Consider the following 26,545-nt stretch of genomic DNA (forward strand, 5'->3'; position numbering starts at 1 on the left):
GAGCATGAGCGAGCCTGTCCGTCTGCAAGATCGCGTGGTGATTGTCACCGGAGCCGGCGGTGGCCTCGGCCGTGCCCATGCGCTGCTGTTCGCCGCACGTGGCGCCAAGGTGGTGGTGAACGACCTCGGCGGCTCTACCCACGGTGAAGGTGCCAGCGCCTCGGCCGCCGACCGGGTGGTGGAAGAGATCCGCGCCGCCGGTGGCATCGCCATCGCCAACCACGATTCGGTCAGCCAGGGTGCACGTATCGTCGAGCAGGCCCTGGACAGCTTCGGCCGGGTCGACGTGCTGGTAAACAATGCAGGTATCCTGCGTGACAAGACCTTCCACAAGATGGACGACAGCGACTGGGAGCAGGTCTACCAGGTGCACGTTGAAGGGGCCTACAAAGTCACCCGCGCGGCCTGGCCCCACCTGCGTGAGCAGAACTGGGGGCGGGTGATCTTCACCGCTTCTACCTCTGGCATTTACGGCAATTTCGGCCAAGCCAACTACGGCATGGCCAAGCTGGGCTTGTACGGGCTGACCCGCACCCTGGCGATCGAAGGGCGCAAGCACGGCATCCTGGTCAACGCCATCGCCCCCACCGGTGGCACGCGCATGACCGAAGGTCTGATCCCGCCCCAGGTATTCGAGCGGCTCAAGCCCGAGTTGGTCAGCCCGCTGGTGGTGTACCTGGGCAGCGAGCAGTGCCAGGGCACCGGTGAGCTGTTCGAAGTAGGCGGCGGCTGGGTGGGCAAGGTGCGTTGGGAGCGCAGCCTGGGGGTGGGCTTCGATCCGCGCGAAGGCTTTACCCCGGAGCAGGTGGCCGAGAACTGGGCACGGATCGGTGACTTTGAGCGGGCAGTGCATCCGCAGGACAGTTTGCAGGCGCTGCAGCAGATGATGGCGAACCTGCAGAAGTACCCGCTGTAGAGAGCTTGCAGGGTACTTTGTGGGAGCGGCCTTGCGTCGCGATTGGGCCGCAGAGCGGCCCCAGGATATCAGCCGCACTGCATAAATTGCCGGGGCTGCTTTGCAGCCCGATCGCGACACAAGGCCGCTCCCACAGGGGCCGCGTCAGCCAGTCGAGAGCGCATGTTGTTCAGGGCAAAAAAAAGGCCGCTGCAAGCCGCAGCGGCCAATCGAGACGTCAGATCAAGGAGCTTCAAAATCTACGTCGGTGAACCTCGCCGGCATGAAAGGCGGGGGGAGAGCCCTTCATGCCGGCCAGTGAGTAAAGAATAAGCGCTTGATCCGGTAGGAAAAATAGCGGCTTATGACATTCACCTTTACGTATCGGGCAATAGTGCCGCCGGCGTTCAGGCAGCAGGCGAATAGCCCATCCGCCAGCTGGTTTCCCGCGCTGCCGCCAGCAGCCGTTGCGCCGCCGGACCGTGCTCGTCGGCATGGAAGATCGATGTCGGCCCGACCACGGTCATTACGGCAGCAATCTGCCCCAAGGCGTTGAACACCGGCGCCGACAGCGCATCCACGCCCGGCATCAGCAGCCCGTGCACATGGTGCAGGCCGCGTTCGCGGATGCCCGCCAGTACTGCCTGGTAATCGTCTGCACGCTGCTGCAGGGCAGCCAGTTCCCGATCACGCAACTCCAGGGTCTCGCGCTCAGGCAGGTAGGCAGCGAACACCAGGCCTGTGGACGAAGTGAGCAGCGGCAGCACCGAGCCCATCTGCGTGACCACAGTCACTGCCCGCACCGCGGGTTCAATGCTGACCACGGTGGCGCCCTGGTTGCCCCACACCGCGATGAAGCAGCTCTCGTTCAGTTCGTCGCGCAGTTGCGACAGCGGCAGTGCGGCAATTTTCAACACATCAATGCTGCCCAGCGCCGCCAGCCCCACCCGCAGTGCCTCGCGGCCCAGGCCGTAATGGTTGGTGGCTGCATCCTGCTCGGCAAAGCCGCTGGCAATCAGTGCCTGCAGGTAGCGGTGCACCTTGCTCGCCGGCATCTGCACATGTTCTGACAGGCGTGACAGCGAGGTGGAAGGGGAGAGCTCGGCAAGGGCTTTGAGGATGTCTGTACCAACCTCCGCCGAGCGAACTTTCTGCTTGCCGTTGTCGGCGGAGGAGCTGGCTTTGGTCATGGACATCTGCTTCCGGATTCGTCGAGTCGCGCCTTTATAGCTTGACGCCATGCGCGTAGCAAATTACGTTATTCGTAATCTGATTACGATAAAAACAATGCAGACGCGCTGTCACCCGCATCGGGCCAGCAGCCAGCTGCCCGCAATGGCTCGACCAGAGCCCGGAGGCATCGATGAATCGCGACACATCACCCGACCTTCACTACCTCAGCGGCTTCGGCAATGAGTTTGCCAGCGAAGCGCTGCCAGGTGCCCTGCCGGTCGGGCAGAACTCGCCGCAGAAGGCACCCTACGGGCTGTATGCCGAGCTGCTCTCGGGCACCGCGTTTACCATGGCCCGCAGCGAGCTGCGCCGTACCTGGTTGTATCGTATTCGCCCGTCTGCATTGCACCCGCGTTTCGAGCGCCTGGCACGCCAGCCGCTGAGCGGGCCGCTGGGGGCCATCAACCCCAACCGCCTGCGCTGGAGCCCCCAGCCGATGCCTGCCGAGCCGACCGACTTCATCGAAGGCTGGCTGCCCATGGTGGCCAACGCCAGCGCGGAGAAACCGGCCGGCGTGAGCATCTACATCTACCGCGCCAACCGTTCCATGGAGCGGGTGTTCTTCAACGCCGATGGTGAACTGCTGCTGGTGCCCGAACAGGGCCGCCTGCGCATTGCCACCGAACTGGGTGTGCTGGAGGTCGAGCCGCTGGAAATTGCAGTGATCCCTCGTGGCATGAAGTTCCGCGTCGAACTGCTCGACGGCCAGGCCCGTGGCTATATCGCCGAAAACCACGGTGCACCGCTGCGTCTTCCGGAGCTGGGCCCGATCGGCAGCAACGGCCTGGCCAACCCGCGCGACTTCCTTGCCCCGGTGGCGCACTACGAAGAGGCCGAAGGGCCGGTGCAGCTGGTGCAGAAGTTTCTCGGCGAACACTGGGGCTGCGAACTGCAGCACTCGCCGCTGGATGTGGTTGCCTGGCACGGCAGCAACGTGCCGTACAAATACGACCTGCGCCGCTTCAACACCATTGGTACGGTCAGCTTCGACCACCCGGACCCGTCGATCTTCACCGTGCTGACTTCGCCGACCAGCGTGCACGGCCTGGCCAACATGGACTTCGTGATCTTCCCGCCACGCTGGATGGTGGCCGAGAACACCTTCCGACCACCATGGTTCCACCGCAACCTGATGAACGAGTTCATGGGCTTGATCAGCGGTGCCTACGATGCCAAGGCAGAGGGCTTCCTGCCCGGTGGCGCGTCGCTGCACGGCGTGATGAGCGCCCATGGCCCCGATGCCGAAACCTGCGAAAAAGCCATTGCCGCCGACCTGGCGCCGCACAAGATCGACAACACCATGGCCTTCATGTTCGAGACCAGCCAAGTGCTGCGCCCGAGCCAGCAAGCCCTTGAATGCCCGCAATTGCAGGCCGACTACGACAGTTGCTGGGCCACCTTGCCGAGCACCTTCAACCCGAACCGGAGATAACCCATGAACCACACTGCCAATGCCCGTAGCTGGGTCGAGCATGCCAACGGGCACAGCGATTTCCCGCTGCAGAACCTGCCATTGGGTATCTTCAGCCGGCCGGGTGAAGCCAGGCGCTGTGGCGTGGCCATCGGCGACGCGATCCTTGACCTGGAGGCGGTGCTGGCCGCCGGCCTGTTCGACGGCGCCGCCAAGGCCGCCGTCGAAGCCACCCGTGGTGGGGCGTTGAACGCATTCTTTGCGCTGGGCCGCAGCGCCCGTGTCGCCCTGCGTGAGCGCTTGCAGGTGCTGCTTGGCGAACACAGCGAACACCAGGCTGCGCTGCAGGCCGCGCTGTACCCGGCCAGCGCCTGCCAGTTGCATGTACCCGCGCAGATCGGTGACTACACCGACTTCTACGTGGGCATCGAGCACGCCAAGAACGTGGGCAAGCTGTTCCGCCCCGACAACCCGTTGCTGCCCAACTACAAGTACGTGCCGATCGGTTATCACGGTCGCGCCTCGACCATCCGCCCGTCCGGCACCGACGTGCGCCGGCCCAAGGGCCAGACCTTGCCGGCCGGGCACACCGAGCCGAGCTTTGGCCCTTGCGCGCGGCTGGACTACGAACTGGAGCTGGGCATCTGGATTGGCCAGGGCAATGACATGGGCCAGGCGATCCCGGTCGGCGACGCCGCCGAGCACGTGGCCGGCCTGTGCCTGCTCAACGACTGGTCGGCGCGTGATATCCAGGCCTGGGAATATCAGCCATTGGGGCCGTTCCTGTCCAAAAGCTTCATTACCACGATCTCGCCCTGGGTGGTCACTGCCGAGGCGCTGGAGCCCTTCCGCTGCGCCCAGCCTGCACGCCCGGAAGGCGACCCGCAGCCGCTGTCATACCTTTTGGACAAGCGCGACCAGGCCGCCGGTGCATACGATATCGAGCTTGAAGTGCTGCTGCTGACCGAGCGCATGCGCGAGCAGGGCGTTGCCCCGCACCGCCTGACCCTGAGCAACACCCGCAGCATGTACTGGACCGTTGCCCAGCTGGTGGCGCACCACAGCGTCAATGGCTGCCAGTTGCAGTCGGGCGACCTGTTCGGTTCGGGCACCTTGTCGGGCGCTACGCCGGGTTCGTACGGCAGCCTGCTGGAAATCACCGAAGGCGGCAAGCTGCCGATTGAACTGGCCAGCGGCGAGGTACGCAAGTTCCTCGAAGACGGCGACGAAATCATCCTGCGTGCCCGCTGCACGCGTGACGGCGTGGCCAGCATCGGTTTTGGCGAATGCCGTGGCACGGTTATCGCAGCCAACTGAGGAGGCAGGGGCATGGAGCTGTACACCTATTACCGTTCCACCTCGTCCTACCGGGTGCGCATTGCCCTGGCCCTGAAGGGGCTGGCTTACCAGTCCCTGCCGGTCAACCTGCTGCAGGGCGAGCAGCGCGGTGCGGGCTATGTCGCCGTCAACCCGCAGGGCCGCGTGCCGGCCTTGCGCACCGATGGCGGCGATTTGCTGGTGCAGTCGCCAGCGATCATCGAGTACCTGGAAGAGGTTTATCCACAGCCTGCGCTGCTGCCAGCCACGGCCGAAGCGCGTGCCAAGGTACGTGGCGTGGCGGCAATCATCGGCTGCGACATTCATCCGCTGCATAACGTCAGCGTACTCAACCGGCTGCGCCAGGCGGGCCAGGACGAGGGCCAGGTCAACCAGTGGATCAGCCACTGGATCAGCCAGGGGTTGGCGGCAGTAGAGCAACTGGTTGGTGACCACGGTTACTGTTTCGGTGACCAACCCGGGCTGGCGGATGTTTACCTGATCCCCCAGCTGTATGCCGCCGAACGCTTCAACGTCGACCTCGACAGCTTCCCGCGCATCCTTCGGGTTGCCGCACTGGCAGCTGGGCACCCGGCGTTCGCCAAAGCCCACCCTGCCCAGCAGCCCGACAGCCCGGCTCAGTGAAGCGAACGGTTCGCCGTCGGAAGCTTGCCGATACGTTCGGACAGCTTCAGGCGCTGGACCGGGTCTTCCGTCAGCAGTAACGCATGCTCCAGGTCGAAGCGCTCGGCCTGTGGGCAGTCCAGGTGCTGGTACAGCGAGGCGCGGGTCACGTAGTCGCTGACTTGCACCGGGCCCAGTTGCATGATCCGCTCGGCATCGATCAAGGCCGCCAGGTGGTTATCGTTGCTGATGTGCAACTGGCGCAGGTTGCGTGACAGGCGTTGCAGCATCTGCAGCGGGCTGGCACTGCGCAGGTGTTCTGCCGTCAGCGCAACCTGCGGGCCGAACTGGCGGGCCAGCAGCTCACGGCAATCATTGGGGTACAGGCGTCGGCCACCACAGGGGTCTAGCAGGTGGTCGGCACCCGGCACACGCAGCAGGAAATGGCCAGGGAAGCCCACGCCCTCCAGCGGGATGGACAAGCGCCGGGCCAGCTCCAGGGTAAGGATGGCCAGGGTCAGCGGCTGGCCACGGCGGCGTTGCAGCACCTTGTCCATCAGTGCAGCCTGCGGGCGCAGCGGGTGGTACTCATCCTGCTGAAAGCCAAGGGCATTGAGTTGGCGCAGCAGTGGTTGGGCCAGTTCGCACAGTGGCAGCATCGGCAGGTTGGCGCTGATCTCACGCTGCAGGTCATGCAGAATGGCAAGGCTGTCTGTGGGCTCGACGCTGCGGTCGTGCTCGGCGGCAATCCACAAGGCGGCTTCCAGCAGGGCGACAGGCTCGCTTTCCAGGCAGGCCAGGCAGGCTTGACGTGGCTTCATTGGGTATCTCCACACACGCTTGAGTATTAGCCGTGGCGGGCGGTTTCGTCCAGTGGTCCGGCGACCACCCCGGCTTCGGGCCGGTGCCTATACTGGAAGGAGCACCTCGTGGGGAGCCTGTCGATGTTCGCTCTGATGCAAAGCACCCGTACCCAGTCACTGCACCTGTTCAATGACCCACCTACGGGCCTGAAAGCGGTTGTAGCGATCCACAGCGAGCAGTTGGGCCCAGCCATGGGCGGTTGCCGCTACCTGCCCTACGCCGATGATGAAAGCGCCATGACGGATGCCATTCGCCTGGCCCAGGGCATGAGCTACAAGGCGGCGTTGGCGGGCCTGCCGCTGGGTGGCGGCAAGGCGGTAATCATGCGCAACCCGCATGTGGAGAACCGCGCCGCGTTGTTCGAGGCGTTTGGCCGTTTCATCGATACCTTGCATGGGCGTTTCATCATCGCCGTAGACAGCGGCACCTCGACCCTGGATATGGACTGCATCGCCCAGAGTACCCCCCACGTAACCAGCACCACGGCCTCGGGTGACCCCTCGCCGCATGCGGCAATGGGGGTATTCGCTGGCATTCGCGCCACCACCTCGTTCCGGCTGGGCAGCGATGACCTCAGAGGCTTGCGGGTGGCGGTGCAGGGGTTGGGTAATGTCGGTTATGCGCTGGCGGAACAACTGCATGCGGTGGGGGCGGAGCTGCTGGTCAGCGACCTGGACCCAGGTCGGGTGCGGCTGGCGATGGAGCAGTTCGATGCCAAACCGGTGACCAACGATGCATTGATCAGCACCCCTTGCGATATCTTCGCACCCTGCGGTGTGGGGCCGGTATTGAACGGGCAGAGCGTGATGCAGCTGCGCTGTGCGGCAGTGGCGGGGGCGGCGAACAACCAGCTGACTACCTTGCAGGTGGCAGACCAGCTGGAATCACGCGGGATACTGTATGCGCCAGACTACGTGATCAATGCCGGTGGGCTGATCTATGTGGCGCTGACCCACCGTGGCGAGGACCTGGGCACCATTACCGCGCACCTGGCGCGCATTCCTTCACGGCTCACCGAAGTGTTTGGCCATGCGCAGGCGGAAAAGCGTTCGCCGGCGCGGGTGGCGCAGATGTTGGCGGAGCGGCTGTTATATGGCTGAAGGTTGATACTGGCTTTGCTGGCCTCTTCGAGGGCTTGCCCGCTCCCACAGGTATTGCACAAGCCTCGAAGGCAGTGGGGGCCCTGTGGGAGCAGGCGCCGCCGATGTCACTCGGCTGCGCCACCTTCCAGCAACTCGGCCAACGCATCCGGCTGGCTCTTGAACGCCCGGGCGAACACATCGCGGTTCTTGGCCATGTAGATACCGGCTTCTTCAACCTGCTGCTCGGTCAGCGACGGCACCGCCTTGTGCAGCACTTCGGCCAGGCGCTCGGCCAGTTCGAGCATCTTGTCGTGACGGTCTGCTTCGGCCTTATCCATAAACAAGCGCTCCGGGTCGCGGCTGCTGCGGTACACCACTTCGACGGCCATTCATCACCTCTATGCCTTTTTGCTGGTTGCGTTGCGATTTACTGTATTTATATACAGTAATGGCAATGTTGGTTGGTTCGCAAGCAGAAATTGTAGCGTTCCCATGGGGCAGCACAGGTTGCAAGGCAGATGCAGAACCTGTGGGAGCGGGTTCACCCGCGAAAGGGCCGGCCCAGGCGACCCGTCTTCTTGCCACGCCCCGACGTGCCTTGCGGCAATCGGTCGCCTTCCAAGACAGGGGCCTGGCCCTTTAACTGCATGGCACAAGCGTCACACCGGTGACGCATCATCCTTACAAGACGTATCGGGGAATGGAACATCGTGAACATCAAATGGGCAGAAAAACTGCGCAAGGGCCTGCACGGCTCGGCCGACTCGCTGGGCAACCTGTGTGTCGAGGCGTTCCATTACCTGGCGCTGTTCGGCATCGGCGCAATCACCGCCTATGCGGCGGTGGTCACCTTCCTGGACATGCTCGGCAAGGGCGGGATCAGTGTCGATGACATCCTGCTGCTGTTCATCTACCTGGAGCTGGGGGCGATGGTCGGCATCTACTTCAAGACCAACCACATGCCGATCCGCTTCCTGCTGTACGTGGCCATCACCGCACTCACCCGCCTGCTGATCGGCGATGTTTCGCACCACAAGGCACCGGACGAAGGCCTGCTGTACCTGTGTGGGGGCATCCTGCTGCTGGCGTTTTCGATCCTGGTGGTGCGCTACGCTTCGTACCGCTACCCCTCGACCAAGGTGCTGGACGCCAACGGCAAGACCGTGGAGGAGGGCAAGTAGCCCTCAGTTGGCAACGAAATGGCGCGGCTCGTGGCGGGCGTCACGGGTCAGCGCGGCCAGCACTTGCATGGGGTTCTGGCTGAGTTCGATGGCGAGGCCCAGGCGGATGCTGTCGATCACCCGTTGCAGGCGCACCGGGTCGTTGCGCTGGGCCTGGGTGATGAGGCGCTTGGCGACTACGCCGGCGTCGTCAGACAGGGTGAGCATGATGCTGCCGTCGAGGTTGGCAATGCTCAGGTTGACCCGGTATTCGGGGGCGAAGGCAGCACTGATTCGGTCGAAAGGGTTATTCATGCCTGAGGGCCTGCAAAGATTGTCTGCTGAAGTTGACCGGCCCCTGTCAGGTTGGTTCCTGGTGGGCAATTAGCCATTATCGTAACTACACTCCTTGAATCGCAGCCGCGACGCATGGCCAATGGCCGGCAAAGGAGTGCCCGTGGTTCCCTCATCTGCTGCCCGTCAGCGTGGCGCAATCGGCCTAATGGCGGTGGTTACCCTGGGCCTTGCCCTGCTGTTCATGCTGGTGGTGATTGACAGCGGCCGCCTGTTTCTTGAACAGCGCAAGCTGCAGCGCATTGCCGACATGTCGGCGCTGGAGGCGGCAGGCCAGTTTGCCGTGTGCACCGGCAGCGGGCCACAGGCGACCGCGATTGCCCAGGCCGCCGCCACACGCAACGGCCATGCGGCCAGCAACCCGCTAACGGCCAGTTGCGGGTACTTGCAGACTGGCGCCAACAGCTTGCGAACCTTCACCAGTGACAACACTCGCAATGAAGCCATACGGGTGGATGTCAGCAATACGGTGCCCACCAGTTTTGCTGCGGGGGTGTACACCTTGGCGCAGGGCAATGGCGTGCCGTTGACCACGACCTTGCACGCGCATGCCGTGGCATCGTCGCCTCTGCCGCCGCAGGCGATGTTGAGTATTCGTACCACGCTGGCGACCGTCGACTCGCGGCAGTCGGTTTTGCTCAACGCTCTTCTCGGCGCCCTGGGTGGTAAGGTTCAGCTTGATGTGGCCGGCTGGCAAGGCATCGCCAGTACCCAGCTCATTCTGCTTAGCTACCTTGACCAACTCGCCATCGATCTCAAGCTCAAGGCGGGCGACTACCAGCAACTGCTCACTGCCGATGCCACCGCTACCCAGTTGCTGCAAGCGGCGGTAAAAGTACTGCAGCAGAGTGGTGCGGCGGCAGATGTGGTGACCAACCTGGGCAAGGTGGCACTGGGCGCCAGCAACAGCACGTTATTGCAACTGGGGGACTTGCTCGATATTCAGAACGGCACAGCGCAGGCCGGGCTGGATGCCAGCATTCAATTGCTGCAACTGGTGCAGGGGGTAATCCAGCTGGCGGTCAGCGAAAGTGCGGCAACGGTGGATTTGCCAATCAGCGTGCTGGGGCTGGTCAATGGTCGGGTACGGTTGAAAGTGATCGAGCCGCAGCAGATTTCTGCGGTGGGAGACCCGCGTACCGATGAGCTGCGGGTGCATACCGCACAGGTGCGGGCGATGATTTCGCTGGATTTGCCTTTGCTCAACTCGGTGCTTGGGTTGCTCAATGCCGTGTTGGATCTCGTCGGGCCGATCACCAATGTGCTTAACAATCTGCTCAGCCTGAACCTCGCCAGTACATTGCAATCGGTGCTATGCCTGGTCGGCGTGCCGTGTACGGTCACCGATATAATCCTGGTCCCGGACAAGCTGTCGCTGGACATCGGTCTTGAAGTGGCAGAAGCGACGACGCGGCTCAACCCGTTATCGCCTGAAACGTTCAGTTGCTCACCCAAACGTTTGACGACTCAGACTCAGAGTTCAGCCGCCAAGATTGCGGTGGGGCGTTTTGAGTCCGTGGACGCGTTCTTTACCAGTGGCACCACCGTTGTCAAAGCGTTGCCTTTGGTCGACATCGGGACCAAACGCTGCACCCGGCTGCTCATACTGCCTGCGATCTGTGATGCACGTAGCCCCTTCGCTGGTGGCGGCCTGGGCCTGCGCGTCAACAGCAAGGTGCTGGGCAGCGGAGCGGTCGAACGCCCGCTGGTGTTCCAGGCCCCCAACAGCACGCCGCCGAACATCGGCCTTCCCTCGGTGTACCAGAGCATGCAAACCGCCAACAGCAACGTAGTCGGCAGCCTCACCGATACCTTGCAAGGCATACAGCTGGAAGCCTACAAACCCACTGCAAACAGCGGCCTCGGTGAAGTACTGGTAATCGTCGGCAACGTCCTTGGCGGCGTCAAAGGCATCGTCGAACCCTTGATCAAGAATCTGCTCAGCCCGTTGCTGGACCCCTTGGTCAACGTGTTGCTCAAGGTCCTCGGCATCGACCTGGTCAACGCCGAAGTCGGGGCCAACCTCAGTTGCTCCGGCGGCCGTGCTCAGCTGGCGCTGTAGACGGGCAACCAGACCTGGAAGCACGCACCTTCGTTGCGGTTGTGCGCTTCGAGCCGGCCGCCCATGGCTTCGACGATACTGTGGCTGACCGACAAGCCCAAGCCGGTGCCCGCTCCGGCGGCCTTGGTGGTGAAGAACGGTTCGAAGATGCGTTCGAGCAGGCGTGGGTCGATACCGCCGCCGTTGTCTTCCACCAACAGGCACAGCTGCCCGTCCTCGACGCGCTGGCTCACGCTGATCCGCGGCTTGGCAACCCTCCGTTCGAGCAACGCATCCCGGGCGTTGACCAGCAAGTTGATCAGCACCTGCTCGAGCTGGTCCTCATGGCCCAGTACTTCCGGGCACAGGTCTGGCTCTTCAACAAGCAAGGCCACGCCTTTGCCGCTCAACCCCTCAGCCAGCAACCCCAGCGCACCTTGCACCGCCACCCAGGCGGCGAACACCTGCTGTTCTACCTCGGACCGGCGCCCATAGGTGCGCAGATGCTCGACCAGGCGCGCAATGCGTTCGACCTGGGCATCGATCCGCTGCAGCTTGCCCGCCACATACTCGGCATCGACCACGCCACTTTCCAGGCGTTTGAGGGTATTGACCAGCGCAAGGCGCATGGTCGCCAGCGGCTGGTTGATTTCATGCACGAAGCCCGTTGCCAATTCGCCCAGCGTGGCCATCTTGGCCCCTTGCAGCAGTTGCTGCTGGCTGTGGCGTACCGCTGTGTTATCGCGCCCCACCGCCTGCACTTCCTGCAACTGACCGTGCTCATCGAACAGGCCACGCTCGGCCCACACCCACCAGGCTGTTCTGCGTCCGGGCAATTGCAGGCAGATTTCGGCACTGGCCAACGGCTGCGCCGGCGTCAACATAGACAGGCGCTGGAGAAAGGCCGCCCGTTGGCTGTCGGACAGCCACTGATCAAGGTTCATGCCCGTCAATTGTTGCGGCGCGCATTCCAGCTGTTCGGCAAGCGGGTGGTTGCCAAACAGCAGCTCGAGGTCTGGGCGATAGCGGCAGATCATGGCTGGCGAGTCCTCTACCAGCACCCGGTAACGCTCCTCGCTCTGGCGCACACGTTCGGCCGCCTCGGTCAATTCGCTGACGTCGAGCCACAGCCCGACAGCCTCCACAGGCTGGCCCAGGTCGTCACGCAGCAGGCGGGCTTCGTCCAGTATCCAGTGGTAACCGCCAAGGTGATCGCGCAGGCGATAGCGGCAGCGTACCTGGCCATCGCGCAGCAGCGTACGGGTGCGTTCGAGCCACGTCGGGTGGTCGTCGGGATGCACGGCCTGAGCAGGGTGGCGCGCCAGTTCACTGTCTTTGGGCCAGCCCAGCAGCGGCATCAGGCTGGCGCTGAAAAATTCACTGTGCAGTGCACCTTCGGCATAGCGCTGGACGTAAATCACTGCGGGCGAGCTGGCGATCAGGTTTTCGAGCCGGGCGCGCGCGGCCCCGGCCTGTAGTTCCTGGGCTTTCAGCGCGCTGATATCGAGCACAAACCCCTGAACCTGACGGCCTTGCAGCTGGCCTGCCCACTGTAGCCAGCGCGGGCTTGCCAGGCGGTTGGCTGGCAGCAGGCGCAGGTTCAGGTTCAACGCAATGCCTGCGCGCAGTTGTTCCAATGCCATGCGTGCGGCTTCGCGATCGGCCGGGTGTATCCGGCCTAGCCATTGCTCTGCGGTGGCTTCGGCCGGTAAACCCAGGCGCAAGGCCAGGGCGGGGTCGAATTGCAGCGGCCCTTGCAGGGGCCATGACCACCAGCCGGCCCCCAATTGCTGTTGCAGTTCATCCAGGTGGCGTGAACGTTGCCGCAACTGGTGCTGGCGCAGGCGACTGAGCAGGGGTTCGATCAGCGCTTGCAGCAGGGCCGCAACCGTTTCGCTAGCAGGCGGCCGCTGTGCCCCTGCGCACAGCAACCAGGCCTGCACGGTATGGCCGTGCAGATAGGGCACGGCCAGCAATGGCAAGCCGGCACACGATGACTGCAACAGCGGGTTTCCGGCAGCCACTTCTCGGCCCCGTGGCGGTAGCGTTTGTAGCCAGGGGCGCAACCGCTCGTCATCGGCCCAGGGCCAGTCGTTGTCGCTGCTGGTGTAGGTGTACCAGCCGCCATCGCCCAGTAGCATCAGACGCAGAGAGCCCGCCTGCCAGTGCTCAGCCAGGTGCTTCAGTTGATCGGTGGCTGTCACCATCAGGCGGTCTTCGTCGCAGTCACGCAGGGCGCGGCCAAGCGCGGCTGCCAGTGCCTGTTGCGTCAGGCGATGGCCTTGTTGCTCGTGCTCGCCCAGCAGGTCGCCGATATCGAACAACTGCAGCAGCCAGCCATCTGCCTGGCGCTGGAGCCAGCCGCGGGTGTGCAGGGCAGGGCCGTGTACGGTCGCGAAGTCGAGGTCCAGCGGTTGCCCCTGCCAGTCGGCAGGGGGGCCTTCAAGCACCAGCCAGCTGTGCCGTTGCAGGTAGTCATGCACACGGGGGGCGCTGTGCGAACTCGCAGGGAGCACCGTGCGCAGTGGGCCAGCAAGGCGCAGCACGTGCCCTTGGTCATCCAGCCAAAGTTGCAGCCCCACCGCTTGCGGGGCCGTCGCTGCGTGCTCGGTGGCCTGGCCGCCCAGCCAGCGCTCGAACAACCCGCTCACAGCTGCAAGCTCGCTTCGGCCCGCAGGCGGTCGGGCAGGCGCGGTACTTCACCGATCAGTGGCAGTACCAGCATCGGCAGCACGTTGGTCAGTTTCGTTTTGGGGTAATTGATGGTCACGGTCAGCAATTTGTTGGCGCCCAGGGTTACCTGCGCGTCACTGGCGGGCTGGAAGTTGAACGCGGAGGGCATCCACTGTAATTGTTGGCTGATGACCTGATGGGCCAGGGTTTGCACATCGGTGCTGTAGCTGGCGCTGTTCGGGTCCAGGGCCACGCAACGGCGCACGGCTTCGGCGCTGGCCTGGTTGAATGACTGCAGCATCAGCATCGGCAAGGTGTAACTGACCAGGCCGTAGAACACCGCGAAAAAGATCATGAATACGGCCGCGAACTCAATGGCCGCTGCGCCGTTTTGCCGTTTTGCCGGGCCTGCTTTCATGATTGCGTCTACCCTGACCATGAATCCTGAGTAACAGCATAGAACCGATCGACGAACAGGGATGGCCATTTGCCTATGCATAGCCTTGCAGTGCTTGTCTGGCTTGTGTTGTGCGCGGGGCAGGATGCCTGGGAACGGCAGATTTCCAATGTCCTGACGCTGGGTGCTGCCGCCTGTGCGCTGGCCTGGTTGCTGGCCACCGGGCACAGTTGGCTCGGTGCCCCGGGCAGCGATGCCGCGCTGGCTTTCGTCATCGTGCTGCTGCTGACGCTGCCCGGCTATATGCTGGGCCAATTCGGGGCTGGCGACGTCAAGCTGCTCGGCGCACTGGCCCTGGCCAGCAGCCTGGCCCACGTACTCGGCACTTTTATGGGTGCCGGTGTGGCACTGGTTGTGTGGCAAATGGTACGGCGCAGGGCACGCCAGCCGGGGGAGAAAAGGCCGTTTGCGCCTTTTTTGCTGGCCGGTTTTGCCGTTTCGCTTGCCTGGCTTGAGTATCGCGTCGCCTGTTAGATCGAGCGCCGCGCGGGCGGCGCTCGATCTAACAGGCGACGCAAAAATACCCGCGAACTAATTATTGCGCTCTGCCATCTTGGTCCAGCGGTAGAAGTCGGGGATTTCATACTTGTAGGTATCCAGCCAGCGCTGCATGGACTGGTCACGCTCCCGCGCGGTTTGCACCTGCAGGCGCCTGGATGCCTGCTCGCCGCTGGACTGCACGCGCAACAGCCGTTCGGTGGCCGTTTCGTCCGGAGCGGCATGGGGCGGGTATTGCTCGGCCATCAAAGTCGCGCTGCCTACGCAGCAGGCCAGTAGCATCACGTACCTGATCATGATCACCTCCGTGTATCAATTGACCATCATGTCCGGGGCCCTGGCCGATGCGATCGGGCCTCGGCCGCCGGCCTTGATCTTGCTGGCGCGTGCCTGGGCTTCGGCAAATTGCCCCGCTTTGAGCTGCAGCCGGCCTACCAGGTCGGTGGCCTGCTGCCAGTTGTCCTGCACCAGCGCCAAGGTCACCAGGTTGACCGCAGGCAGCGGGTTGTCGTCTTTCAGTTCGATGGCCGTCAGCAACTCGAAGCGCGCCTGCTCATAGCGCCCCAGGTTCATCAGCACCACGCCAAGGTCGTTGCGCACTCGCTCATCGGTAGGCGCGAGCCTTACTGCCCGCTGGAGGTTCTGCAGGGCCTGGACGTCGTCGCCCCGGGCCGAGGCCAATTGGCCAAGGCCATGTTCGCCTTCGGCGGCCAGGCAACCGCCCAGCAGGCTGCGGTACAAAGGTTCGGCCTCGCTGAGGCCAAGCAGCCGTGACACCTTGGCCTTGCGCAGGCGAACCTGTTCGAAGGTGTCCGGCAGTTGCTGCAGGTGGGCCAGGCTGGCGTGTGGGCGCCCGTCGTTGAGCATTTCGTCTGCCAGGTTCAATGACAGTTGCTGGTCGGCGTCAGGCTTGCTGCAACTGGCGGTGGCGAACAACTGGCGCAGCCCTTCCGGCTGTTGCCCGGCGCATCCGGTCAGCAACACCAGGCTTGCGCACAACAGGATTGTCTTCATCATTCAGTCCTCATGGGCTCAACGCCCGCGCCAATGCAGAAAAGCCTGGCCCGGCAAGGACAATGAGCAAGGCCGGAAACAGGAACACCATCATCACTGCCGACATCTTTGCCGACATCATCGATACCCGTTCTTGCAGGCGGGTCAGGCGACGGTCGTCGAGCAGCGCCTTCAGTGCCTGCAGCGACTTCATCGCGCCGCTGCCTTGTGCCAGCAATTGGCGCAGGATCACGCAGGTATCGGTGAACTCATCCACAGCCAGCAGCTGGGCGACTTTTTCCAGCTCCGGGCCCAGCGCCATGCCTGAATCCACCCGTTGCAGCACCTGGCGCAACTCTGCGCTGATGTGCGGGATCAGCGTTCGGCCTTCCTGGCTCAGCACACGCAGTGCCTGCTCGACGGCCAGGCCGGTCTCGAAAAGAATCCGCAGCAAGGGGATCATCAGGCTGACTTCTTCGGCGATGCGCTGCTGGCGACGTGCCGCAGCCACGGCCAGCAGGCGCTTGGGCAGCAGGTAACCGACGCCCAGCGCGCACAATGGCCAGACCACCCAGCCGGCTGCCGCGCTGCCCTTGAACCCCTGTTGCAACAGCAGTGTCAGCATCACGGCCAACAGCGGCAGGCCCAGCTGAACAGCGGCAAACAGGGCGCGCTGGCGGCTGCGGCGCCAGCCGATACGTTCGAGCAGGGCCTGGCTTTCGCCGTCGAATCTTTGCAAGCGCTGCCCCCACGCGCTGCTGCCCAGCCAGTGCAGCCAGTCGCCCAGGCGTTCGTCGCGGGTTAGTCGCCCCTGCAGGCGTCGGGTCACCAGTACCCGCGCTCGCCATTGGCGAATGACCTGCAGGCCAAACAGGCTGGCGGCAATGAACAGGCACAGGGCGCAGATCAGCAAGGCCATGGTCACAGGCTCCTCATCATTCGCCACAGCACCAGGCAACCGAGCACCTGCAGGGCAAAGGCCAGCAACAGCATCATCTGGCCGCTGCTGTCCCGCCACATGGCCAGCAGGTAATGCGGGTTGGCCATCAGGAAGTAGCCGACCATCGCCAGCGGCAAGGAGCCGAGAATGATCGCGGTGATGCGGGTCTCGCCGGTCATCGCCTTGAGCTGACGCGCCCCTTGTTCACGCTCGCGGATCAGTTTGATCAGGTTTTCCATCAGCTCGCTGGCATTGCCGCCGTAACGCTGGTTGATGCGCAAGCCAAGGGCGAACAGCCGCAGTTCGTCCTGCTTGTGCAGTTCGGCCAGCTCGCTCACAGCATCCTCCAGCGCCACGCCCAACTGTACGTTGCGCCGCACCCGCGCCATGGCTGAGCGCAGGGGATCGCGGCTACTGTCGATACCGCCCAGCACCGCGTCATTGAGGGTGCGGCCGGCCTTGAGGCTGCGCACGCTGTAGTCCAGCAGGCCAGGCAACTGGTCGACGATTTGCCGCATCTGCCGGCGGCTTTGCCAGCTCAGGATCAGGTACGCAAGGGTTGGCAGGCCGACCAGCAGCATCAATGCGGCCACCCAGCCGGCGGCGATCAGCCCCAGCAGCACCACGCCCAGCCACGCCAGCAACCAGCGCTGTGGCTCGATGTCGACAGCCCCCAAGCCGGCGCGCTGCAGCAGGGCGTCGAGCCATTCGCGCCGGACGGTGCCATTGCGCACAATGCTGAACGCCCGCCCCAGGCGTTGCAGGATGCGTTCTTCGTGCCGCTTGTACAGGCTACGGCGCAACAGCAGCAGGGCGACGCCCAGCAGCAGCGGGGACAGCGCCAGCAGCAAGGGGCCGGTCACAGCACGCCCTCTGCGCGCAGCTTGCTGCCCGCCGGGTTGGGTGCTTCGCGCAGAAAGGTATCGCCGCCACGACGATCGAGGCGGAACAGGGTGTTGGTCACGTACACCTCATCGCGCACGCCGACCACTTCCAGCACCTCGCTGACGCAGCGTCGGCCGTCGGGCAGGCGGGTCAGCTGGATCACCACATCCAGCGCCGCGCAGACCATCTGCCGCAAGGTCTTCTCGGCAATCTGCCGGCCGCTCAGGCCGACCAGGGTTTCCAGGCGCAGCAGCGCATCCTGTGCGGTGTTGGCGTGCACCGTGCTCATCGAGCCATCGTGGCCGGTGTTCATCGCAGTGAGCACGTCGAGCACTTCGCTGCCGCGGATCTCGCCCAGAATGATGCGGTCTGGGCGCATGCGCAGGGCGTTGCGGATCAGTTCGCTGGCCTTGATTTCGCCATGCCCTTCGGCATTCGGCGGGCGGGTTTCCAGGCGCACCACGTGGGGATGGTGCAGCTGCAGCTCGGCGACGTCTTCGATGGTTACCAGGCGTTCGCGGGGCGCGATCATCTGGCTGAGGATGTTCAGCAGGGTGGTCTTGCCGGTGCCGGTACCGCCACTGACCAGGATGTTGCAACGTTTGCCCACGGCGCGTTCGAAGAAGTCGAAGATGGACTGGTCGATGGCGCGTGTGGCCAGCAGGTCGGCGCTCTTGAGCATGTCCTGGCGGAACTTGCGGATCGACAGGCACGGGCCGTCCAGCGCCACAGGCGGAATGATCGCATTCACCCGGCTGCCGTCGGGCATGCGCGCGTCGACCATTGGCGAGGATTCATCCAGGCGCCGGCCAAGCGGCGCGAGGATGCGCTGCATCACCCGCTCCACATGGTGAGCGTCGATAAAACGCAGGTCGGTCTGTTGCAACAGGCCCGCCCGTTCCACGAACACCCGATGGGGGCCGTTGACCAGGATTTCCGTAACGGTGGGGTCTCGCAGCAACACTTCCAGCGGGCCGAAACCGGTCAGCTCATCTACCAGCTCTTCGGCCAGGCGCTCCATTTCGTAGCGCGACATGGCCAGGCGCAGGCGCGCGACGTAATCGCCCACCTGCTCCAGCACGAACTGGGTCAGTGCTGGCCGGGCGCCTTCGAGCAGGTTGCGGCCGCTGTCCTCGATGGCGTCGATGGCAAAGCGGTGCAGTGCACGCTTTAGCGCGTAGGGGTCGCCGGAGGCGTGTTGCTGGCCACCAAAGGGTTGGTCATTGCTCATTTGCTCCCCCAAAGCCGACGCAGCCAGGTGAAGGCGGGTGGTGCGAGGTTTTCCGAGCGCCGTGCCAGGCGTTCGCCGAGGCTGCGCAGGGCTTGAGTGAGGTTTTCACGCGGGGCCAGTTCGAACAGGCTCAGGCCCTGGTTCTTCACATTTAGGCGCACTTCGGGGCTGTAGGGGATGGCCTTGAGCAAGGGCAGCCCGTAGCGTTTGGCCAGGGTATCGGCATCGGGTGCAACGTTGCTCAGGTAGCGGTCCACCAGCAGGCTGGCGTGCTCCAGCTTCATGCCGTGGTCACGCCACAGGTCGAGCACTTCAAGGTTGCGCCGGCAGTCGAGGATATTCTGGTCGGTGTAGACGATCAGTTTGTCGCAATGGCTCACCAACGTGCGCAGGGCTTCGCTGTCGGCATGCCCAGTCAGGTTCACGACAATGTGCTGGAAGTGCTGGCGCAGGGCGCTGAGCAGCATGTACAGCTCGGCGGCGCTGGTTTGTTGCAGCGGGTCGTCGGCCTCGGCGTAAGTGAGCAGGCGCAAGCCTTTCTTGTCGCGCGTGAATGCGCTGTCGATCAGTGTGGTGTCGAGGCGGCGCAGGTGGCGCAGGGCGTCGCCGAAAAAGAACGAAGCCTCCAGGCCGAGCAGCGCCAGGCTGTCGCCACGCGGCAGGCCCAGGTCCAGCAGCAGGGTTTGCTGGCCGCTCTCCTGCACCACCCGGGCCAGGTGGGTGGTGAGCAATGCGCCGTCTGCATTGGCTTGCACACCGAACAGCACGGTCAGCCCGCCAAGGCTGGGGTTGCTGGTCACCGCCGGCATGCGCTTGCCCAGGCGCCTCACCAGCCCGGCCACTTCGCTGGGGCGTGAGCCATAGGCGACGAAATCGCGGGCGCCTGCGCGCATGGCATGCAGCACCAGTTGGTTGTCCATGCCATCGCCAAGGGCGACAATCGCCAACATCGGCCTGGCCTCCAGCACCCCCTCGATCAAGGCGCACTGGCTGACCAGCTGTTCGCGGTCCAGGCCGATGAACATCAGGTTGCTGAAGGTGGCGTTGACCAGCGCCAGCAGCTCGTCGAGGCTGCCGGCAGTGGCACCGATCACCTGGCCTTGCGGCGCCAGTGCGCCCTGTAGCCAGTGCAGGTCCTCTTCATTGCGGGTGATGGCGAGGAAGGTGGGGTTCAGGCTCTCGTTCATTGGGATAACCCACCCTTGCCATCAAAGTTGCCGTTTTCCAGGAAGAACAGGCGCCCCCAGCTGGGGTCGTAGTTGCGCAAGTTCTCACCCGGCAGTTCCGGCAGCCGCGCGTTGGCGGCCAGCGGCTGGACCAGGTGTGGAGTTACGATCATCAGCAGTTCGGTTTCTTCGCGTTTGAGCGTCGATTGCCGGAAGAATGCGCCCAGGATTGGGAGGTTACCGAGGCCAGGCAGTTTGTCGACATCGGACCTGGTGTTGCTGCTGACCAAGCCGCTGATGATGAAGCTTTCGCCATCGGCAAGGGCAATGCTGGTGTCGGTGCGTCTTACGGTCAAACCCGGCACTTGCGTGCCGGCGATGGTTACTACGTTGCTGTAGTCCAGCTCGCTGACCTCCGGCGCCACCTTGAGGGTGATCCTGCCGGGGCTGATGATGGTTGGTGTCAGCGCCAGACGTACGCCGAACTCCTTGTATTCGATGGACACGTTGTCGCTGCCCGAGCTGGGGACTGGAATCGGAATTTCGCCACCCGCCAGGAAGCTTGCGGTCTGGCCGCTGAGTACGGTCAGGCTCGGGCGGGCCAACGTGTAGGCGAAGCCGCTGCTTTCCAGTGCGTTGATCATGGCAAGGAAGCGGCTACTGCCGCCGCCCCAGACGATGTTGAAGACGTTCTCTGTGAGCGGGATCTCCGGGTTCGCAATGGGTACCGAACCTGGGGATACAGAGGTGTTAGGCACTGTTCCAGGCGCACCGATCAGGCTGTTGTTCGAACCCTTGAAGAACAGCCGTGCGCCAGCTTCTCTGTACTTGTTTCGGCGTACTTCCACGAAACGGATATCGGCCTGCACCTGGCTGATCAGTTGTGCATCCTGCGATGGCAAAAAACTGTCTTCGGCCATGTCGGCACTGGCCCGGCCTTTGACGAATACCATGGCCCGGTGCGGTGACGGGGCGCATGCTGTCCACAGCATCAACGTGGTATTGCCCTGGCCCACTGCGGTAATCACCACACCGCGGTCACCGCTGGCCTGCACATCGGCCACCTTGGGCTCGCCTACGGCAACCCGGCTGATCGCCAGTGGCAGGCGCAGTTCCTGCTGCAGGCCCTGGTCTATCTCGATGACCGAAGGGAGCTGACTGATCGCCTCGCAGCCTTTGCCCGCTGCCTGGGCCTGGGGCAACAGCGCGGCCAGCAGCCCGGTACAACATGCTTGTCTCAAAAAGGAACTACGCATCGCTGCATCCTTGCCGGGTCAGGGGGTTTTATTCGTATCGTCAGCCTGTGCGCCACGGATGATGTGCATGGCGGGTGTGGGTTTGCTGGTCGCCAGGCTGGCAGCGTTGGCCACCGGCGACTGGGAGAGCTGGCTGAAGCGGTAGAGTTCGCGGTTGGCGGCCTCCACCTGCGGTTGGGCACCGGGCTCGTTCCAGTACCGCGCCAGGCGCTGCTCATCGGCACTGCGCACGGCCAGGCGCAAGGTGCCAGCCTGGGCAGCCAGCATCAAACGGCTGGCCAAGGCCTCCGGCACTGCCAGCGCCACGGTGCGGGTACCTGTGCCGTTGTTCATACTGGCTTGTTCGCGCCGGGCCTTTTGCTCTTCGGCGGTCTGCGCCGGGCGGCCGTCGTTGGCCAGGCCCGTCTGGTCGCCGACACTGAGCACGCGCAAGGCCGGCAGCACCACTTGGGCGGAGGATTGCGGGTTGTTGGGCTCTTCACGCAGGAACAGCAACACGTCCACGTAGTCGCCTGGGCGCAGTTGGCCGGCGGCGCCGACCACTTCGTCCACACCGACTGCCACCGCCCGCTCGTTGGCACGGATCATCCGCGCCAGCGGCCCGCCAGCCTGGAAGCTGGACTCATCCAGCCAGGTGCCCGCTGCAAGTGGCCTGGCGCTGGTGCGCCCGATCACCTGGGCGGTTTGCTGGTAGGCCCCGGTGGGGGCAACCTGCAGGCGCTCGATCAGCACATCGTCTTCACTGACCGGCGTATTGGCGGGTAAAGCCTTGCGCAGGACGACCACGGCCGTACGCGGTGGCTCCGGTGGAGTGATGGGGGGTGGGGCAACGGCTGCAATCGGTTGTTCGGCCGCAGGGGTAACCGGTGCGGGCGTGGCCGCCGGGCGGCTCAGCACAACACCCCAGTAGCCGGCCAACAGCGCTGCCAGCAGGAAGAAAGCAGCCAAGGCTAGGGTCAAGCGACTGCTCATCTCGGCCTCCCTGCACGTTGCAACTGATGGCAAAAAGTCACTATTTCGCTATAGGACGGTAGCGCAGCCATTGCCATTTGCCATGAGCGTGAGGGCTTTTTTTTGGAATTGTGATTAAGTCGAGGCAATACAGAGGGTTAGCAGTATTGCGGGTGTTAATTCTCTTGAGCTAATCCTTTGTGATTAATCCTTTGATACATTTGCAGTCCGCCTCAGCTTGGCGATTCTTTGATGGCAAATAGGTGTCACTTTGATACCGCAATCGCCGGCATGTGCCGCAAGGAGCTGAGACATGAAACTGTTCATTCTGCATTGCATGACCTTCCTGCATCGCAAGGACGGTGCGTCCGGTATCGAATACGCGGTCATCGCGACGATGGTCGCAGTGGTGCTGGCCGCCTTCGTTGGCGACATCTCCACGGCCGTCAACACCACCTTCACCACGATCAAAAATGCCCTTTGACCGGTGAGCAGGAGCCAACGCCATGCAGAACGCTTTCTCGCGCCAGCAGATCCTTTTGGTGGATGACGAGCAGGACGCTCTGCTGGAGCTGGCCGAACTTCTCGAAAATGAAGGCTTCGCCTGCCTGACCGCGACATCGGTACAGGTTGCCTTGCAACAGCTTACCCGTCATCCGGACGTTGCCCTGGTGATCACCGACCTGCGTATGCCGGAGGAAAGCGGCATTGGTCTGATCAGGCGCATGCGCAATCACACGGCCCGCCAGCACCTGCCGGTGATTGTCATGTCCGGGCAGGCCGACGTGGATGACGTCAGTGAAATGCTGCACCTGCAGGTGGTGGATTTTTTCCGCAAGCCGCTTTATCACGCGCGTTTGCTGAAAACCCTGGAGAACCTGTTCCCCGTACCAAAGCTGAGGGTAGTGAGTTGAGGAAGGCCTTCAATGGCCTTTAATAAAAACGCCCGGCACTTGGCCGGGCGTTTTTCATTGTGCGGTCAGGCGTCCGGGTCGCTCAGTTCCAGGGCGCCGCGCTTGCTGCGCAGCTTGCCGTAGAAGTGTTCCAGCGCGTGGTTGAGCTTGGTGGCGGCACCGTCGACTGCCTGGTCCACCGAAGTGGCAGTGTGGGTCACGGAAATCGGTTGGTGGCCTTTGGGGCGAGCCTCCATCTGGCAGCGTTTGTCATGCGGTCCGGGCTTGGCGCCGTTCTCGTCGCGCAGGTGAACCTCGATGCGGGTGAGGTCTTCTTCGTAACGTTCCAGGGAGCTTTGCAGTGTACTGCGGACCCACTGGTCGAGACGGGCGTTGCTTTCGAAATGGTTGCTGCTGTTGACCTGGATTTGCATGATTCAATCCTTATTCAGCTTGCTCGCATGGAGACGCGCTCAGGTCCTTGAGACCCTTGGAATTTCTGCGCCTCTTGACTCTAAGGTCAGGCAACCGCGGACCGAATTCAAGCCCTTTTTGAAAATAAATTTCTTGTTGCAAATGGGGCTGGCAGGCGTGGCCACGCCGAGCGATGTGGTGAGCAGCAGGGCGTGGACGAGGGGGCTGGGGCGCAACGGCATGGGTCGGGTCCTGAGAGAGGGGGCTGCCATGTCTGTCACGCAAGGTTGGGAAAATGGCTCAGTTGATTTGATCTTTTTTTTTGCGGGTGTTTTCGCCATGAATTTTTTGTCGCCTGTGAGATCGAGCGCCGCGCGGGCGGCGCTCGATCTACGCCCCCTGCAAAACCCGCGGCGGTCACCTGGTAGCCCTCACCCCACATCCACCATCACCCACTACCGGGTGAAGCGCCGCACCCGAACCGGCAGTGCTACCTCCAGCATTTGCAGGATGCGCTCACTGTCATCCAGCGGATACGACCCGGAAATCCGCCAGGCGCATCTGCGAGGCCACCAGCATGCCGTCGACCCAGGCGCCCGCATTGTGGTCGAGCGCCGAGACCGTCGGGGATCGTTGGCCACTTGCAGCGCCAGTTCACCTTCGAACAGCCGCACCCGGGTAAGCCAGTTGTGATGGGCGCGGTACAGGCCTTCGACCGTGGATGTGAGCGCGCTGGGCACCGTGATACTCCGCCGCTGTGTAGCGCAAATAGTAGTAAGAATTGTTCGCACTGTATTGCAGGGCAAAGTGCTCGCCAATCTCCACCGGCCCTATCGCCGGCAAGCCAGCTCCCACAGAAGCCCGCTGTCTTCAAGCCCTGTGCAGTACCGGTGGGAGCTGGCTTGCCGGCGATAGGGCCAGAACATGCAGCACATCGCTAACTCTTTGCCTATGAGAATTGAAATCATTATTATTGCACCCCCAGAAAACATCCGGACCTTGCCATGACGCGCAAAACTGCCGGCCTTCCGCACAGCTATCGGCTGGCCGTTGCCTCACGCAGCCTGGCCGCGCTATTGGGCGGCTACCTGTTGGCGTCCATGGCCAGCGTCTGCATTGCCCTGGTAGTACCGCTGCCAACGGTCGATGCCACGCTGACCGGCCTGTTGTTGTCGTTCGTCTTTTACCTGCTGGCATTCATCTGGTGCTTTGCCTGTCGCAGCGCCTGGCGTGCCTGGCTGGGCGTGTTGGCGCCCAGCCTGCTGTTGGCCATGATCAGCGGCGTTGCCTACTGGATGAAAAACCCATGAAAGAAGGCTTCCGCCAGGCGATGGCCTGGCTGCACACCTGGACCGGCCTGATCTTCGGCTGGCTGTTGTTTGCCATCTTCCTGACCGGCACGTTGTCGTATTTCAAGGAAGAAATTACCCACTGGATGCAGCCCGAAGTGCGCAGTCATGCCTTGGACCCGGCCCTCAGCCTGGATAAGGCCCAGCAGTATCTGCAAGACAACGCCGGGCATTCCGCGTCCTGGTTCATCCGCATGCCCAACGAGCGCGAGGCGGGCTTGAGCGTTGGCTATCGCGATCCCAATGGCGGGCCGCGTGGCTTTGTCAACAAAACCCTGGATACGCAGACCGGCCAACCGGTTGAGGCGCGCGACAGCCGTGGTGGCGATTTTTTCTACCGTTTCCACTTCCAGCTGCAGATGCCATACCCGTTTGGCCGCTGGCTGTCGACCTTCTGCGCCTTCATCATGCTGCTGGGGCTGGTCACCGGCATCATCACCCACAAGAAGATCTTCAAGGAGTTCTTCACCTTCCGCCCCGGCAAGGGCCAGCGTTCCTGGCTGGACGGGCACAACGCCATAGGCGTGCTGGTGCTGCCATTCCACCTGATGATCAGCTACAGCAGCCTGGTGCTGTTCATGTACATGGTGATGCCGGCGGGCATCATGGCCAGCTATGGCAATGACACCGGCAAGTACTTCAACGACCTGTTCGGGCGCGACGATGCGCCCAAGGCAGCCCAACTGGCGACGCCGTTGGTCGCCCTGCCAAGCCTGTATGCCAAGGTGCAGGCGCTGCAGCCCGGGGCGCGCATTGGCAACATCCAGGTGCAGAACCCGGGTGACAGCAATGCCCGCGTCACCTTTACCCAATCGGCTGCCGACCACGTGGCTTATCGGCGCAGTGCCAACTGGACGTTTGACGGCGCCAGTGGCGCGCTGCTGAGCCAGGGCAAGCCAGAGAGCGGGGCAATGATGACCGCCTTCAGCTTTGCCGGGTTGCACATGGGCAACTTTGCCGGGCCCTGGCTGCGCTGGCTGTACTTCTTTTTTGGCATTGCTGGCACTGCGGTGATCGGCACCGGGCTGGTGATGTGGCTGGGCAAGCGCCAACTCAAACATGCCAAGCGCCCGCACATGCCGGGTGAGTTGCGCCTGGTCGAGGTGCTCAATATCGCCAGCATGAGCGGGCTGTTGCTGGCGGTGGCGGGCTTCTTCTGGGCCAACCGCCTGATTCCGGTGGGCATCGAGGGCCGCGCCAATTGGGAGGTCAATGCCTTCTTCATCGCCTGGGGCTTGTCATTGGTGCATGCCGTGCTGCGCAGCGGGCGCCGGGCTTGGGGCGAGCAACTGGCCCTGGGTGCGCTGGCCTTTGCCCTGTTGCCGCTGCTCAACGGCCTTGGCACCGACCGGGGACTGAACCATTCGTTGCAGGCGGGTGACTGGGCCATGGCGGGCTTCGACCTGACGGCACTGGGTACCGGCCTGTTCCTGGCCTGGCTGGCCGGCAAGATGCTGCGCATCCCCAAACCGGCAGCCAGGCGAGCACGCGTGGCACAAAAACCGGGCACTGAAACGGCGCAGGTGAGCTGATGCTGGGTAACGCACTGATTGCATTCGCAGGCTTTGTCGCCCTGTGCCTGGCCATGGAAAAGCACTTCAGCGAACTGCTTGGGCGCAAGCCGCGCCCCGGGCAGTTACGGGTGTTGCGGGTTGCCGGTTGGCTGCTGCTGATGCTGTCGCTGGTCCTCAGCGTGCACCTGCGTGGTTGGGCCCATGGCTTGGTGGAGTGGACGGCGGTGATGATGGCGGGGGTGACCGTGTGGGTGTTTGGCTTGCCCTACCAGCCGCGCCTGCTGCTGGGCGCAGCTGCCGCCAGTGTGGTGCTCGGGCCTTTGCTGGCCGTGTTCGCTGTGTGA

The 26,545-nt window shown here is 63.4% G+C and carries 29 protein-coding genes; 13 read left to right on the top strand and 16 right to left on the bottom strand.

Annotation, left to right across the window (positions count from 1 at the left end; translation table 11 throughout):
• The first annotated feature begins 4 nt into the window (after nucleotides 1–4).
• On the top strand, nucleotides 5–916 hold the full coding sequence (locus AC07XM_RS00235; protein ID WP_060517420.1) for an SDR family oxidoreductase: 912 nt from the start codon (nucleotides 5–7) through the stop codon (nucleotides 914–916).
• Nucleotides 917–1,302: 386 nt separating this feature from the next.
• Here the strand turns inward: AC07XM_RS00235 and AC07XM_RS00240 are convergent, their stop codons facing one another.
• Nucleotides 1,303–2,085: an IclR family transcriptional regulator gene (locus tag AC07XM_RS00240; protein ID WP_016489070.1), complete on the bottom strand. Its 783-nt coding sequence runs from the start codon at nucleotides 2,083–2,085 to the stop codon at nucleotides 1,303–1,305.
• 173 nt (nucleotides 2,086–2,258) lie between these two features.
• Here AC07XM_RS00240 and hmgA point away from each other — a divergent pair, with 173 nt between their 5' ends.
• Genes hmgA through maiA form a run of 3 tightly spaced genes read left to right on the top strand, consistent with a single transcriptional unit; the run spans nucleotide 2,259 to nucleotide 5,501 of the window.
• A complete protein-coding gene (gene hmgA, locus AC07XM_RS00245; RefSeq protein ID WP_016489069.1) occupies nucleotides 2,259–3,560 on the top strand; it encodes a homogentisate 1,2-dioxygenase in 1,302 nt (433 codons plus the stop codon).
• A gap of 3 nt (nucleotides 3,561–3,563) precedes the next feature.
• On the top strand, nucleotides 3,564–4,856 hold the full coding sequence (gene fahA, locus AC07XM_RS00250; protein ID WP_016489068.1) for a fumarylacetoacetase: 1,293 nt from the start codon (nucleotides 3,564–3,566) through the stop codon (nucleotides 4,854–4,856).
• Nucleotides 4,857–4,868: 12 nt separating this feature from the next.
• A complete protein-coding gene (gene maiA / locus AC07XM_RS00255) occupies nucleotides 4,869–5,501 on the top strand; it encodes a maleylacetoacetate isomerase (RefSeq protein ID WP_016489067.1) in 633 nt (210 codons plus the stop codon).
• On the opposite strand, the gene AC07XM_RS00260 is transcribed toward maiA, so the two are convergent.
• Nucleotides 5,495–6,301, bottom strand: a complete 807-nt coding sequence (locus AC07XM_RS00260; protein WP_102689696.1) for a SirB1 family protein — start codon at nucleotides 6,299–6,301, stop codon at nucleotides 5,495–5,497. The two genes, maiA and AC07XM_RS00260, sit on opposite strands and share 7 nt — an antisense overlap.
• A gap of 123 nt (nucleotides 6,302–6,424) precedes the next feature.
• On the opposite strand from AC07XM_RS00260, the gene AC07XM_RS00265 reads away from it, so the two are divergent.
• Nucleotides 6,425–7,444, top strand: coding sequence for a Leu/Phe/Val dehydrogenase (locus AC07XM_RS00265; RefSeq protein WP_016489065.1), 1,020 nt, complete (start codon nucleotides 6,425–6,427; stop codon nucleotides 7,442–7,444).
• 107 nt (nucleotides 7,445–7,551) lie between these two features.
• Here the strand turns inward: AC07XM_RS00265 and AC07XM_RS00270 are convergent, their stop codons facing one another.
• Nucleotides 7,552–7,815: a YebG family protein gene (locus AC07XM_RS00270; RefSeq protein ID WP_016489064.1), complete on the bottom strand. Its 264-nt coding sequence runs from the start codon at nucleotides 7,813–7,815 to the stop codon at nucleotides 7,552–7,554.
• Nucleotides 7,816–8,136: 321 nt separating this feature from the next.
• Between AC07XM_RS00270 and AC07XM_RS00275 the strand changes: the two genes are divergently transcribed.
• Complete coding sequence (locus AC07XM_RS00275) at nucleotides 8,137–8,607, top strand: phosphate-starvation-inducible protein PsiE (protein ID WP_023048378.1); 471 nt, start codon at nucleotides 8,137–8,139, stop codon at nucleotides 8,605–8,607.
• A 3-nt stretch (nucleotides 8,608–8,610) separates the two neighbouring features.
• Here the strand turns inward: AC07XM_RS00275 and AC07XM_RS00280 are convergent, their stop codons facing one another.
• A complete protein-coding gene (locus AC07XM_RS00280) occupies nucleotides 8,611–8,901 on the bottom strand; it encodes a DUF3509 domain-containing protein (protein WP_016489056.1) in 291 nt (96 codons plus the stop codon).
• 142 nt (nucleotides 8,902–9,043) lie between these two features.
• Here AC07XM_RS00280 and AC07XM_RS00285 point away from each other — a divergent pair, with 142 nt between their 5' ends.
• On the top strand, nucleotides 9,044–11,002 hold the full coding sequence (locus AC07XM_RS00285; RefSeq protein ID WP_256596963.1) for a TadG family pilus assembly protein: 1,959 nt from the start codon (nucleotides 9,044–9,046) through the stop codon (nucleotides 11,000–11,002).
• Here AC07XM_RS00285 and AC07XM_RS00290 read toward each other — a convergent pair.
• Nucleotides 10,987–13,632, bottom strand: coding sequence for a PAS domain-containing sensor histidine kinase (locus AC07XM_RS00290; protein WP_102689698.1), 2,646 nt, complete (start codon nucleotides 13,630–13,632; stop codon nucleotides 10,987–10,989). The two genes, AC07XM_RS00285 and AC07XM_RS00290, sit on opposite strands and share 16 nt — an antisense overlap.
• Nucleotides 13,629–14,072, bottom strand: a complete 444-nt coding sequence (locus tag AC07XM_RS00295) for a TadE/TadG family type IV pilus assembly protein (RefSeq protein WP_016489053.1) — start codon at nucleotides 14,070–14,072, stop codon at nucleotides 13,629–13,631. The genes AC07XM_RS00290 and AC07XM_RS00295 overlap by 4 nt, the downstream gene beginning before the upstream one ends.
• A 75-nt stretch (nucleotides 14,073–14,147) precedes the next feature.
• On the opposite strand from AC07XM_RS00295, the gene AC07XM_RS00300 reads away from it, so the two are divergent.
• Entirely contained in the window at nucleotides 14,148–14,585 is a 438-nt protein-coding gene (locus AC07XM_RS00300; RefSeq protein ID WP_102689699.1) for a prepilin peptidase, read from the top strand.
• Nucleotides 14,586–14,642: 57 nt separating this feature from the next.
• On the opposite strand, the gene AC07XM_RS00305 is transcribed toward AC07XM_RS00300, so the two are convergent.
• From AC07XM_RS00305 to cpaB, 8 genes are read right to left on the bottom strand one after another with little or no spacing between them, the layout of a single operon-like run.
• The gene (locus AC07XM_RS00305) at nucleotides 14,643–14,906 is read right to left on the bottom strand and encodes a DUF3613 domain-containing protein (RefSeq protein ID WP_016489051.1); all 264 of its coding nucleotides are present in this window, start codon (nucleotides 14,904–14,906) and stop codon (nucleotides 14,643–14,645) included.
• Between the two features lie 15 nt (nucleotides 14,907–14,921).
• Nucleotides 14,922–15,623, bottom strand: coding sequence for a tetratricopeptide repeat protein (locus AC07XM_RS00310; RefSeq protein ID WP_024717469.1), 702 nt, complete (start codon nucleotides 15,621–15,623; stop codon nucleotides 14,922–14,924).
• A 10-nt stretch (nucleotides 15,624–15,633) separates the two neighbouring features.
• A complete protein-coding gene (locus tag AC07XM_RS00315; RefSeq protein WP_016489049.1) occupies nucleotides 15,634–16,521 on the bottom strand; it encodes a type II secretion system F family protein in 888 nt (295 codons plus the stop codon).
• Nucleotides 16,522–16,523: 2 nt separating this feature from the next.
• Nucleotides 16,524–17,405 (bottom strand): type II secretion system F family protein, encoded by an 882-nt coding sequence (locus AC07XM_RS00320; protein WP_024717468.1) that lies wholly within the window; start codon nucleotides 17,403–17,405, stop codon nucleotides 16,524–16,526.
• Nucleotides 17,402–18,658 carry a TadA family conjugal transfer-associated ATPase gene (locus tag AC07XM_RS00325; RefSeq protein ID WP_016489047.1) on the bottom strand — a complete coding sequence of 419 codons (1,257 nt, stop codon included), beginning with the start codon at nucleotides 18,656–18,658 and terminating at the stop codon, nucleotides 17,402–17,404. The genes AC07XM_RS00320 and AC07XM_RS00325 overlap by 4 nt, the downstream gene beginning before the upstream one ends.
• Nucleotides 18,655–19,845: a CpaE/TadZ family protein gene (locus tag AC07XM_RS00330; RefSeq protein ID WP_016489046.1), complete on the bottom strand. Its 1,191-nt coding sequence runs from the start codon at nucleotides 19,843–19,845 to the stop codon at nucleotides 18,655–18,657. Before AC07XM_RS00330 ends, AC07XM_RS00325 begins: the two co-directional genes overlap by 4 nt.
• Complete coding sequence (locus tag AC07XM_RS00335) at nucleotides 19,842–21,080, bottom strand: type II and III secretion system protein family protein (protein WP_023047443.1); 1,239 nt, start codon at nucleotides 21,078–21,080, stop codon at nucleotides 19,842–19,844. Before AC07XM_RS00335 ends, AC07XM_RS00330 begins: the two co-directional genes overlap by 4 nt.
• An 18-nt stretch (nucleotides 21,081–21,098) precedes the next feature.
• Nucleotides 21,099–22,052, bottom strand: coding sequence for a Flp pilus assembly protein CpaB (gene cpaB / locus AC07XM_RS00340; protein WP_016489044.1), 954 nt, complete (start codon nucleotides 22,050–22,052; stop codon nucleotides 21,099–21,101).
• A gap of 292 nt (nucleotides 22,053–22,344) precedes the next feature.
• On the opposite strand from cpaB, the gene AC07XM_RS00345 reads away from it, so the two are divergent.
• The gene (locus AC07XM_RS00345; protein WP_016489043.1) at nucleotides 22,345–22,515 is read left to right on the top strand and encodes a Flp family type IVb pilin; all 171 of its coding nucleotides are present in this window, start codon (nucleotides 22,345–22,347) and stop codon (nucleotides 22,513–22,515) included.
• Between the two features lie 22 nt (nucleotides 22,516–22,537).
• Entirely contained in the window at nucleotides 22,538–22,945 is a 408-nt protein-coding gene (locus AC07XM_RS00350) for a response regulator (protein ID WP_016489042.1), read from the top strand.
• Between the two features lie 65 nt (nucleotides 22,946–23,010).
• Here the strand turns inward: AC07XM_RS00350 and AC07XM_RS00355 are convergent, their stop codons facing one another.
• Nucleotides 23,011–23,358 carry an HPF/RaiA family ribosome-associated protein gene (locus tag AC07XM_RS00355; RefSeq protein WP_016489041.1) on the bottom strand — a complete coding sequence of 116 codons (348 nt, stop codon included), beginning with the start codon at nucleotides 23,356–23,358 and terminating at the stop codon, nucleotides 23,011–23,013.
• Nucleotides 23,359–23,793: 435 nt separating this feature from the next.
• A complete protein-coding gene (locus AC07XM_RS00360) occupies nucleotides 23,794–24,078 on the bottom strand; it encodes a hypothetical protein (protein ID WP_219735799.1) in 285 nt (94 codons plus the stop codon).
• 264 nt (nucleotides 24,079–24,342) lie between these two features.
• Between AC07XM_RS00360 and AC07XM_RS00365 the strand changes: the two genes are divergently transcribed.
• From AC07XM_RS00365 to AC07XM_RS00375, 3 genes are read left to right on the top strand one after another with little or no spacing between them, the layout of a single operon-like run.
• Nucleotides 24,343–24,648 carry a DUF3649 domain-containing protein gene (locus tag AC07XM_RS00365; RefSeq protein WP_016489040.1) on the top strand — a complete coding sequence of 102 codons (306 nt, stop codon included), beginning with the start codon at nucleotides 24,343–24,345 and terminating at the stop codon, nucleotides 24,646–24,648.
• The gene (locus tag AC07XM_RS00370; RefSeq protein WP_102689047.1) at nucleotides 24,645–26,219 is read left to right on the top strand and encodes a PepSY-associated TM helix domain-containing protein; all 1,575 of its coding nucleotides are present in this window, start codon (nucleotides 24,645–24,647) and stop codon (nucleotides 26,217–26,219) included. The genes AC07XM_RS00365 and AC07XM_RS00370 overlap by 4 nt, the downstream gene beginning before the upstream one ends.
• Nucleotides 26,219–26,545: a DUF3325 domain-containing protein gene (locus AC07XM_RS00375; protein ID WP_016489038.1), complete on the top strand. Its 327-nt coding sequence runs from the start codon at nucleotides 26,219–26,221 to the stop codon at nucleotides 26,543–26,545. The genes AC07XM_RS00370 and AC07XM_RS00375 overlap by 1 nt, the downstream gene beginning before the upstream one ends.

The sequence above is a fragment of the Pseudomonas sp. GW460-LB5 genome, from assembly GCF_059423245.1.